At 50.4% G+C, this 11,806-nt stretch carries 7 protein-coding genes; all 7 read left to right on the top strand.

Going from position 1 to position 11,806, the window contains the following annotated elements; genetic code table 11:
* Positions 1–211: 211 nt before the first annotated feature.
* The 7 genes from NSQ50_RS23130 (at position 212) to NSQ50_RS23100 (ending at position 11,780) form a co-directional block, all read left to right on the top strand.
* Complete coding sequence (locus tag NSQ50_RS23130) at positions 212–1,969, top strand: sensor histidine kinase (RefSeq protein WP_076222841.1); 1,758 nt, start codon at positions 212–214, stop codon at positions 1,967–1,969.
* Entirely contained in the window at positions 1,962–3,521 is a 1,560-nt protein-coding gene (locus NSQ50_RS23125; RefSeq protein ID WP_076222839.1) for a response regulator transcription factor, read from the top strand. The genes NSQ50_RS23130 and NSQ50_RS23125 overlap by 8 nt, the downstream gene beginning before the upstream one ends.
* Before the next feature lie 158 nt (positions 3,522–3,679).
* Entirely contained in the window at positions 3,680–5,023 is a 1,344-nt protein-coding gene (locus tag NSQ50_RS23120) for an ABC transporter substrate-binding protein (protein ID WP_081386852.1), read from the top strand.
* Positions 5,024–5,088: 65 nt separating this feature from the next.
* Complete coding sequence (locus NSQ50_RS23115; RefSeq protein WP_076222834.1) at positions 5,089–5,994, top strand: carbohydrate ABC transporter permease; 906 nt, start codon at positions 5,089–5,091, stop codon at positions 5,992–5,994.
* 5 nt (positions 5,995–5,999) lie between these two features.
* Positions 6,000–6,848 carry a carbohydrate ABC transporter permease gene (locus NSQ50_RS23110; RefSeq protein ID WP_076222832.1) on the top strand — a complete coding sequence of 283 codons (849 nt, stop codon included), beginning with the start codon at positions 6,000–6,002 and terminating at the stop codon, positions 6,846–6,848.
* Positions 6,849–6,852: 4 nt separating this feature from the next.
* Positions 6,853–9,642: a glycoside hydrolase family 2 TIM barrel-domain containing protein gene (locus tag NSQ50_RS23105; protein WP_143760454.1), complete on the top strand. Its 2,790-nt coding sequence runs from the start codon at positions 6,853–6,855 to the stop codon at positions 9,640–9,642.
* A gap of 473 nt (positions 9,643–10,115) precedes the next feature.
* On the top strand, positions 10,116–11,780 hold the full coding sequence (locus NSQ50_RS23100) for a glycosyl hydrolase 115 family protein (RefSeq protein WP_256716992.1): 1,665 nt from the start codon (positions 10,116–10,118) through the stop codon (positions 11,778–11,780).
* Positions 11,781–11,806: the final 26 nt, after the last annotated feature.

Raw genomic sequence — 11,806 nt, 5'->3', positions numbered from 1 at the left:
TTAAGATTTTCTTCTTCTTGACTAAAAGCCGTTGGGACATTCGTAAAGTGCCCCCTTTAAAAAAGGCATTGGATAATAAGGATGCAAATTTATAATGAGTTTATTGACAAAGTCTTTGTCGCTTCACATACTCTTAGTTAACATTAAAGAGAATCAGTTTCACTTTTGTGAAAGCGCTATTTTAAAAGACAACTGCAAAGGAGATACTTCCATGCATAGCATGATCAAACGAATGAAAATCTTTCACCGACTGGTACTTTTTATGCTGTTGCTGATCTCGCTCGTGTGCGCCGGATTTCTGGTGGTCACAACTCTCTCTTTTAAAACCTATGATGAGATGCTGTACGAGCAGGCTTCCCGCGCCATGAATCTGTCGGTCTCCGGTATTGAAAATGAGATCGGCAATATCGAGAAGCTGTCAATGAATATGGCGCTTGACTCCAGAATTCAGGAGCAGCTGATCAGCATACAGGGAGGGATTTCCTCGTACGAGCGTTCGGTCAGAACGATAGATTTCAAGAATAAGATAATGCAGTATATGTTTTCGGAAGAGAGTATTGCCTCCATCAGGTTCCTGAATACGAGCGGATACGAATTTTTTGTCGGGCAGAACAGAGTGACCAATCAGGAGGAACAAATTGCAGGGATTGTCCGTACTGCACACGAACGGGAAGGCTCCGGCGTCTGGATCGAACCGGAGAATAAAAATGAAGGACTGACTCTGGCAAGAGAAGTCCGTTCTATTTTTGAACCGATTCTGGATCCGCTGGGAACGCTGATTTTTCAGATTGATTTTCAAAAGCTGGTGGAGCGCCATTTTCGGCCGGCATCAAGTACAGCGACAGAGCTGTTCGTTATTTCCGATTATGGTGTGTTGTACCGGCCTGCGGCAGAAAGCTTCCAAAGCTTTGATGTGGGAGCAATTGCACTGACAGGCAATTACGGCTCTTTTGTTCAGCAAATCGCCGGCAAATCTTATTTTCTCGCGTACAAGCAGTCTCAGGCGACGGGGTGGAAATATATCAGCCTTATTCCCTATGACGATGTGTTTCAGGAGAAAAAAGCGCTGCGCAACACGATTTTGCTTATTGCCGCATTGTTAATTGTAATCGCCTGCTCCATCAGCTATTTATTCGCCAAGAGGTTCACCCGGCCGATTAATCAGCTGGCCAGGCAGATGCGCAGCGCAGAAAAAGGCGATTTCAGCGCTTCCCTGCTGGATATCCCCGCGGCCTCTCAAATGGACGAGATCGGCTATCTGCATAAAAGATTTAACAGCATGATCCGCAATATCGAGCAGCTGATTGATGAGAATTACAAGAAGCAAATCGTGATTAAAGATACGGAATATAGGGCGCTGCAGGCGCAAATCAACCCTCATTTCCTCTACAATACGCTGAATTCGATCAATTGGATGGCCCGCATGCGCAGCGATGAGGTCATCTCAACTATGGTGGAATCCTTGAGCCTGCTCCTCCGCGGGGCCATGGATAACAAACGGACCATGGTGACCGTACGCGAGGAAATTGAGCTGATTAACAGCTATATGTATATCCAGAAAGTACGCTATGGCAAGCGGATCGATTTCAGTGTGGATATACCAAGCGATGCGCAGGGCAGCCAGATCCCGAAGTTTGCGCTGCAGCCGATCGTGGAGAATGCGGTGTATCATGCCGTAGACCAGATGGCCGGGGTATGCCATATTATGATTCACTCCGAAATCACTGGAAACGGGGAAGAGCTTGTGTTTGTGGTTAGTGATGACGGTCCCGGTATGGACAAGATTTATCTGGAGAGCCTTAGAAGTCTGGATTATGAAGCGAAAGGAACAGGGATAGGACTGCGGAACATCCACGAGAGACTGCAGCTGACTTTTGGAGAGGGGTATGGCATCGGCATTGAAAGTGAGATTGGCAAAGGAACCAGTGTCTGGATCACGATACCAAGGGGAGGAAACACATATGTATAAAGTACTGCTTGTCGATGATGAGGAACTGGTAGTACAGGGAATCTCAAGCCTGATCCCATGGGAGAATAACGGGTTTCAGCTGCTTGAGCCCGCATACAACGGGGTGGAGGCCTTGGAGCGGTTCCGCCGTGAGCCTGCCGACATTGTGATTACGGATATCCGCATGCCTCTCATGGACGGACTGTCATTAATCAGGGAGCTTAAGGAGGAGTCGCCGTACACTGAGTACATTGTCTTGTCCGGTTACGGTGAATATGACTATACGAGCAAGGCAATGGCTCAGGGAGTTAAGCATTATCTGCTGAAGCCGTCCAATGAGACTAAGATTCTGGAAGTGCTTCATAAAGTAGCCGCTGAACTGAGAGGGCGGGCGGAGCATGCGCATTTTGTGGAACGGCTGCAGAATGATTTCAAGAAAGTGTTGCCTCACGTAAAAGAGCAGCTGTTACGGGATATTGTGCTCACCGGAATGTACAAAAAGCAGGATTGTGACTATTTCATGGACCTGTTCATGATTGAGCAGCAAATGTTCAAGCTGGTGTTATTTACGCTCCATGAAGAAACGGAGTATATTCACAAATTCGCGCTTAGAAACATTGCGGAAGAAATGTTCAAAGATGAGGGAGCCTATTTAACGACAGTGGTGCGGGACCAGGTTCTGCTACTTGTAAAGGCGGTTGATTTCACACGGCTATCAGAGAAGGTCAAGCAGGTTCAGCGGATTTACAAAGCGTACTATAAGTTTGAAATATTTGTTGCCATTAGCAACGAAGGGGGATTCACCGCCATCCGGTCGATGTACGAAACGGTGAGGCGCTGTCTGAGCTTCGGCATATCCTTTCAAGAAGGATATATCGTGACTCCGCAGGATGTGCTGGATGCCGAACGGGAGCTTCCCGCGGACACGGCAAATGTATCGGATCGGCTGGCGCTGGCAGTCCGTACAGGCAATCCCGCAGAGGTGAGGGAAACCATTATTGAAGCGGGTAGATGGCTGGAGAACGGCTTATTCGATGCGGCTGCAGCCAGGAAATTATGCTTCGATCTGTTCCTGACCGTGATCCGCCAGAGCGACGGGGGACTGGACGAATATGTGACCGATATTCCGAAGCTGTACAATATGGCCTCCCTTCGCGGGGCTTTTCAGCTGCTGGAGAAAACGGCATTGGAGCTGGCTGCACGGAATTCCGGCTGGGCGGCCAAACGGCAGAATGATCTAATCGACTCGGTGCTTCGGATTATAGAAAATAATCTGGGCAATCCTGATTTATCGTTAAAGTGGATCGGAAATGAGCTGCTGTATGTGAATGTAGATTATCTTGGGAAAATGTTCACCAAAAAAATGGGCAGCAAATTCTCAAATTATTTGGTTCGGCTGCGGATGGAATCGGCCAAAAGGCTGATGGAGCAGGACAAGGATCTGAGAATTTACGATATTGCCGTGATGATGGGGTATCCTGAGGATGCCCAATACTTTTCCAAATTGTTCAAGAGATACGCTGGCATGACGCCAACAGAGTATGTGCGCAGCAGGGAGTCGCTGGAACGGTGATCTGCAAAACCTCGATTTAGTTCAAGAAAAACCTCTGTTTTTTCCATGTTGGAGATTAGCAAAGAGATGTATTTTAAATATAGAGACGGTTTGTACCTATCCGGGCCCGGACAACACAAATACGTTCACCAATACAACAATTAGAGGGGCGCTAACTAATGAAGAGACGCTTTTCCATGACGATGATCCTGGCAGTGGCCTGTATCCTTGCTCTTGCCGGATGTTCAGGAGGCAACTCGGCTGAGCCAAGCGGAACAACACAACCTACACAAGAAACAGGCAGCAGCGGTACGCAGGAAGCAGGAGGCAATCTCCGTGTGATCTGGTGGGGAAATCAGGATCGGCATAATTTAACGTCCGAGGTTCTCGACCTCTACTCCAAAGCCAATCCTGGAGTAACCTTCACGCCGGAATATCAGGGATTCGACGGGTATTACCAAAAGCTCACGCTCCTTGCCGCTTCCAACAATATGCCTGATATTTTTCAGTTTTATGTAGGCGCCAGCGATGCGAATCAGTTTGTTGATAAAGGGCTGGTTGAGCCATTGGACGCTTATATCGAGAAAGGTCTGATTGATGTTTCGGAGATTGGGGAAAGCACGCTGTCCGGCGGTATAGGCTCGGACGGCAAGATGTATGGGATTCCTCTCGGTGTCAATGCCAGAGTCATGATCGTTGACCCTGCTGCTTATGAAAAAGCGGGCCTGACCGTTCCTGAAAACGGTTACGCGAACTGGGAAGCGCTGTATGAAGATTTGAAAAAGCTGAAGGAGATCACCGGTGCATATGGGGCAGACGACCTATTCAACATCGCCTTCACTTTGCCTTATTATGCCCGACAGTTTGATCAGACCGTAAATGCTGAGGATACAGGAATCGGTTTTGATGAAAAATTATACACTGATTTCTTTACTTACCGTCAGGAATGGGCTAAGGAAGGCCTTATTCCGAAGATGGACGCCTCCATGTCAGTAAAAAATCCGGAGGAGTCGTTCCTCGTGAAGGGCCAATCTGCTGTGATGGTTGGTTATACAAACCAGTATCCCGGAATTGTAAAAGCGGCAGCACGTCCGCTTAAGATGATTCTTATGCCTGGACCGAATTCTGAGAAGGCAATGGATGTACGGCCGGGTCTGCATTTCTCCATCGCTGCCAATTCCGCCAACAAAGAAACAGCGGCAAAGTTTATCAGTTACTTCATTAACGATGTTGAAGCGAACAAAGTGCTGAATGCGAACCGAGGGATGCCGATTTCAAGTACCGTACGCGCTGCCTTAATGGAACAGTTCGAGCCTGAAATGAAGGATGTAGCCGATTATATGGAAACTGTAGCTGAGCATAGCAGCCCGCTCGACCTGCCAGCTCCGGCCGGGGCTACGGAAATCGATACGCTCATGGTTGATCTGGAACAGCAGATTATGTACGATCAGATTTCGATCCAGGATGCATATGAGAAGCTGCAGAAGGATGCCGCAGCTATAGTGGCCAAGCATAAGCAGTGACAAACAAAGCGGCCGGCTCTTGATTACGATTAAGCAGCCGGCCGTAGATAGGTGTGGTGAAGATAATGGCACAGAAAGTCGCAAAAGCAGGCGGTTATGAGAACAGAGTCGGCTATCTATTTATTTTACCTTGGATTATTGGCTTTATCGCGTTTACGGCCATTCCGTTCGTGGCATTGTTCTACTTCTCCTTTACGAATTACGACCTCATATCGACACCCAAGTGGATCGGGCTGGATAATTTTATCCGCATGTTCACCGTGGACGAGAAATTCGTAACCAGTCTTAAAGTCACGTTCTTCTATGTTCTGACAGCGATCCCGCTTCGTCTCATCTTCGCTTTGTTCATTGCCATGCTGCTGAATATGAAGATTAAGCTTGTGGGACTATACCGAACCGCCTTCTACGTACCATCCATTATCGGAGGCAGTGTAGCTGTGGCGGTTATGTGGGGCCAGCTGTTTGGACTAAACGGGGCTGTCAACGGAATCATTGGAGTTTTAACCGGCACCACCCCGAACACATCATGGATTGCCAATCCCGATACGGCGCTGTGGACACTCATCCTGATGGCCATTTGGCAATTCGGTTCCCCCATGATTATTTTTCTTGCCGGGCTGAAGAACATTCCGGATTCCTATTATGAAGCGGCGGTAGTTGACGGCGCGAATGCGTTTCACCGGTTTGTAAAAATCACGCTTCCTTTGCTGACTCCGGTCATCCTGTTCAATCTTGTAATGCAAATCATCGGCGGATTTATGACGTTTACACAGGGACTTATCATTACGTCAGGCGGACCGCTGGACCGGACCTTGTTCTACCAGCTCTATGTGTACCGTCAGGGCTTTGAATTCCTGGATATGGGATATGCTGCGGCGCTGTCCTGCTTCTTGCTGGTAATTGTTGCGGTACTGACCGCGCTTGTCTTTAAATCGTCGTCCTCATGGGTACATTACGAGTCGAAAGGATAGTCATTATGATACAAATTTCAAAGTTTAGTGTGGGTAAGCTGACGATCCAGCTAGTGTGTCTCATCATCGGGATCGTCTCGCTATACCCGCTGGTCTGGATGATCACCAGCTCGTTTAAGGAGAGCTCCCAAGTTTTTGTGAGTGCGCAATCTCTGATCCCTAGAAGCTGGGACTTCAGCAATTATACAACCGGATGGCAGGGGTTTGCGGGAATCACCTTCGGGACATTTTTCAAAAATACAATCATTATCGTATGTTCAGTGGTAGTGGGAACCCTTGTCTCCTGTTCGTTGATTGCTTACGGATTCGCGAGAATACCGTTTAAGCTGAAGGGCTTCTGGTTCGGAACCGTGATGCTGACTCTGCTGCTGCCGGGACAGATTGTGCAAATTCCGCAGTATATTATTTTTCATAAAATGGGTTGGGTCAATACATTCCTGCCCTTGATTGTCCCGGCATTTTTCGGATCTGCCTTCTTTATCTTCCTGCTCTTGCAGTTCATCCGCACCATTCCTTACGAGCTGGATGAAGCGGCCAAAATCGACGGCTGCAGCCGGTTCGGCATCTTCTCACGGGTCATTCTGCCGCTGATTAAGCCGGCTTTGGTGACAACCGCCATCTTCGAATTTTATTGGTCCTGGGACAATTTCTTCGGCGCGCTGATTTATTTAGGCAAACCGCAGTTGTATACGATCAGTGTTGCACTCCGTCTGTTCGCAGATCCGAGCTCCGGTACGGATTGGTCAGCCATGTTTGCAATGGCTACATTATCGCTTATTCCGCCTATCCTTATCTTCTTTGTATTCCAGCGTTATATCGTAGAAGGTATTAGCACGACGGGATTGAAAGGATGAGTGGATGATGAATAGCAGGCAAATAATAGGTTTGAACGGCAGCTGGAGCGCCACGCTGGAAGACTGGAATGAACCGGGAAAGACCATATCCAGGGAAATTACATTACCAGGAACGCTTGATGAGCATGGGCTGGGGCCTGTACCGGACACTTCCTCTGAGCATCTGACCCGTAAGCATGCGTATGAAGGGCGTGCCCGTTACGAACGCCGGGTGATGATTCCAGAGGAATGGCGGGACAAAGTGCTTTTCTTCGGAATGGAGCGGACGCGGGAAACGGAGCTTTGGATCGACGGGGTACAGGTAGGACGCAGCAACACGTTGTCCACACCTCAGCTGTATAATGTGAGCGGTTATCTTGAGCCGGGACCACATGTTCTCTCGGTCATCGTGGATAACAGCTCCGGAATTATGGGCTGGAGAAGTATCCGCAACTCGCATATGGCGACGGATCATACCCAGACGAACTGGAACGGTATCCTTGGAGCCATCGAGCTTACCGCAACCGATCCGCTGCGGATCGGGCAGCTTCGCCTATATCCTCAACAGGGAGGAACGGTTAAAGGCAGAGTTGCGGTAAGCAAACCGGACCAGGGCTTTGCGGACGGATATGTGTCCATCCAGGTCCAGGATTCTGCCGGTCAGAAGCTGTACGATAGCGGGAGAATTCCTTTCCAGCTTGAAACGGATTCCTCAGGTGGAGAAATTCCGTTTCTGATCCCTGCAACCGATGCTTTACAGTTATGGGATGAATTTAACCCTAACATATACACGGTACATGCTGTGCTGGAGGGAAAGTACCAGGACCGGTCAAATGAAGATGAATTCACCGTTCCTCTGGGAATTCGGACTTTTGGTGTATCAGGAACCCAATTTATAGTGAATGGCAACAAGACGTTCCTGCGTGGCAAACATGATGGCTGTGTATTCCCGTTAACGGGATATGCCCCTATGGTTAAGGAGTCCTGGCTTCAGGTTTTCCGGACGGCAAAGGCTTACGGTATTAACCATTATCGGTTTCATTCATGGTGTCCGCCGCAGGCCGCTTTTGAAGCAGCCGACGAGACAGGCATTTATTTGCAGCCGGAGCTTCCGTTTTGGGACCCCGGGATGGCGTTTCAGAATGATGAGGAGTGGGGCTATTTCTCGGATGAGGCCTTCCGGATTATTGAAGCATATGGCAACCATCCGTCATTTGTCATGTTTGCCTGGGGGAATGAGCTGTCGGGTTCGATGGAACGGATGGAGGCGCTCGTAGAGAAGGCCCGCGGTTGGGACCCAGGCAAACTATATGCTATCGGCTCCAATAATTTTTTCCTCCAGGCGGGGTTGCCTGGCAACTCGGATTACTGGACCACCTTCTGGACCGAAGGGGTCTGGAATGTGAAGAAGGCAGGATACGGAGGGAAGCATGTCCGCGGAGCGACACCGCATCCGACACGCGGGTTTATTAACAACAGTCCCCCTTCAGGCCGGAAGGATTACCACGAAGAAATCCGGGGGGTTCCGGTCCCAGTGATCGGGCATGAAGTCGGACAATTTCAGGTTTACCCCGATTTCAGGGAGATTGACAAATACCTGGGGGTGCTGGAGCCGGGACATCTTATAGGATTCCGCAATCTGGCGGCTGCTTCTGGACTGCTCCAGCAGGCAGATGAGCTCCATGCCGCTTCTGGACAGCTTGCCGCTCTATGCTACCGCGAGGAGATTGAGGCGGCTCTGCGGACCCCGAGGATGGCCGGTTTTCAACTGCTGGATTTGCAGGATTTCCCCGGCCAGGGTGGAGCCTTGGTCGGCATGTTGGATGCTTTTATGGAATCCAAGGGGATTGTTGTTCCTGAGGAATGGCGGCGTTTCTGCTGCGAAGTGGTTCCTCTCGCCCGGCTTCATCGGTATGTGTGGACCGAAGGCGAAAGTATTCTGGGGCAGATAGAGATTGCAAATTATGGGCCGGGCCCGCTTACGGATGTCGAAGTAGTCTGGTCGATCACTGATGGTTGTGGCCGTACGATCGGAGAAGGGAGTTATCCGGCAGCCACCATTCCCCAAGGCGAGCTGTGGCTCGCCGGGGAGCTTGAATACCGGATTCCCGCAATGACACAAGCGGACAACTGGACACTTCAAATCAACATTGCCGGAACGCCCTACAGCAACGAATATAGGCTGTGGGTATACCCGGATGACGCCGGGGTACAGATTCCCTCCTCGGTTGTGGTATCGGATGCTTTTGACGCGGATACGCGGCGTGAACTGCAGAGCGGCAGGAATGTGCTACTGATTCCTCCGGCGGGCGGGTCGTTTGGTAACGGTCCTGTTGGAACGTTCATTCCCGACTTCTGGTGTTATCCCATGTTCAAGAAGTACGATCCTCCCGGAACGTTAGGCATCTATTGTGCTGCCGATCATCCGGCGCTGGCGGAATTTCCGACGTCTTCGCATGCAGAGTGGCACTGGTGGCACTTGATGAGGCATTCCCGGGCCATGGTGCTGGACAATACTTCAACGGAATACCGGCCCATCGTTCAGGTGATCGATAATGTGGCGAGACAGCATAAGCTCGGTGTTGTTTTCGAAGCAAAGGTGGGAAACGGACAGCTGCTGATTTGTTCCATCGACCTTTGGAGTCAGCAGGACCGGCCGGAAGCCAGGCAGTTTATGCGTTCATTGCTGAACTATTGCGCTTCGGACCGTTTCGCTCCCGCAGAGGAATGGACGGAGGCGTTCACGGACAGCTTGTTCGTCACCAAAGAAATATCCGAGGTTGCCGCCAATCCGAATGCGGATAACTACGGGTAACAGGAATGCAGAAGAAACTTTGAATGAAGGAGAACAGGAACATGAAGATGAACGGTTCTGCAGATGTACTGCGGTTAAAGGGACAACTGCGGATTCAGATTCCCGGGGAGCCTTCTGCGCCGGTCCGGCACGTTCTTCGTATGCTGGCCCGGGATGTGGAAACAGTATTGGGCGACAGCCCTCAACTCGTCACAGGGACCAAGGAACGGTCGGACCTTCAGATTCGCTATGCCACAGCTCTGGATGAGAGAGTACAGCGTCCGGAATCCTATGCATTTTATTTTCACCCGGAGGATAGCAAGGGGCGGATGAGCATTGCCGGTTATGATGACCTTGGACTTGTCTATGGTATCCTGGAATTCAGTCGCAGGTTCTTGGGCATCGAGCCCTTCTGGTTCTGGGCAGACCAGCCGATTGCCCGGCGGGAAGAGATTGAGATTCCTTGCGAAGCTTATCACTCTCCGCCGCCCAAGGTGCGCTTCCGCGGCTGGTTCGTCAACGATGAGGTCTGTCTGATTGGCTGGAAGGAGCCGTATCCTCCTGGGCGTGAGGTGTGGGAACCGGTATTTGAAGCGCTGCTGCGCTGCGGAGGCAATATGGTCATTCCGGGCACGGATCTGCCGCGGCAAGGCATTCACTACGAGGTGGCCGCTGAGATGGGCTTGTGGTTAACGCATCATCATGCCGAGCCGCTCGGCGCGGAGATGTTCCTGCGGGCGTATCCCGGCAAACAAGCTAGCTACCAGGAGCATCCGGAGTTGTTCGAAGCGTTATGGGCAGAGGCAATTGAGCAGCAAAAAGATAAGAAGGTCGTCTGGGTACTTTCCTTCAGAGGACAAGGAGATCAGCCTTTCTGGGAACTGGACCCCTACTTCGACACGGCTGAGAAACGCGGCGCAATGATCGCGCAGGTGATCCGGAAACAGTACGACATGATCAGAAGCGCCGTCCAGAATCCGGTGTGCAGCGTAGCTTTGTACGGAGAAATTGCCGAACTGTATAAAGGCGGATATATTAAACTTCCTGATGATGTCATCAAGGTATGGGCGGATAACGGATATGGCAAAATGGTCTCGCGCAGGCACGGTAATCTGAACCAGCGCGTGTCTTCTCTCCCGGAAGCGCATGACCTGGGGCCACACGGGATTTATTATCACGTGACGTTTCATGATCTGCAGGCTTCCAACCATCTTACAATGTATCCGGGGCCTGCTGCCTTCCTGAAACAAGAGGTGGAAGCAGCGTTCGAGTCCGGTGCAGACGAGTATGTGCTGCTGAATTGCGGAAACATCAGGCCGCATGTTTATACGCTAGATATTATCCGGGAACTGTGGAGCTCTGGAAGCATCAATGTTAATGGGCATTTGCGGCAATTCGTTGGCTGTTATTATTCAGATCACCATGAGGATTTGGCAGCACTATATCGTAGTTATGCTGATGCGGCCATTGTGTACGGTACACATAACGACGACCTGGCTGGCGACGAATATTATCATCACCCGGCACGCAAAATCATCGGACACTGGCTGACTGGACAAGGCGAACAGCCGCTTTCGCAATTGGTGTGGGCGGTGGGGGAAGCGCCATTCTCAGAGCAGGTAAGCAGGTTCGAGGAAAAACTGGCATCCGGAGCCAAGACTTGGAGAACATGGCTTGACCACTGTGATGAAACCATCGGTAAGCTTGGTCCGGAAGACAAACAAAGAGCGCATGATCATTTGCGCTTTCACGGAGCTATCCATCTGTCAGGCTGTGAGGGCTTTTACTGGCTGTGCCGTTCTTACGATGCCTACCGCAAGGAACAGTATCCGCAGGCTTTTGTCCATGCTTCGGAATCGCTGTGGTCTTACCGGGAAGGGCTTGATGTGCTGCGCCAGTCCGAGCACGGCATATGGAAGGATTTCTACCGGGCGAACTGGCTGACCAATATGGAGAACACAATCTACAATGTGGATACTCTAAGGCGTTATCTCCGCATGCACGGCGACAGCCCGGATTTCTTCCTGTGGTATAAAGCTTATCTGATGCCGGAAACGGAGAAGTATATTTATCTCGAGAATACGCACCGTGAGCCGCTGTCAGATGATGATCTGGGCTTGCGTTTGAAGGATCATTTTGGGGAAGAAGGAAATGAATGAAGCGGCGGCTGAATGTTCAATTTTAA

This window comes from Paenibacillus sp. FSL R10-2788 (genome assembly GCF_038003885.1).
Taxonomy (GTDB): Bacteria; Bacillota; Bacilli; order Paenibacillales; family Paenibacillaceae; genus Paenibacillus_AQ; species Paenibacillus_AQ odorifer.
The sequence above is the reverse complement of the archived record's forward strand: the minus strand, read 5'-3'. Positions and strand labels throughout refer to the sequence as shown.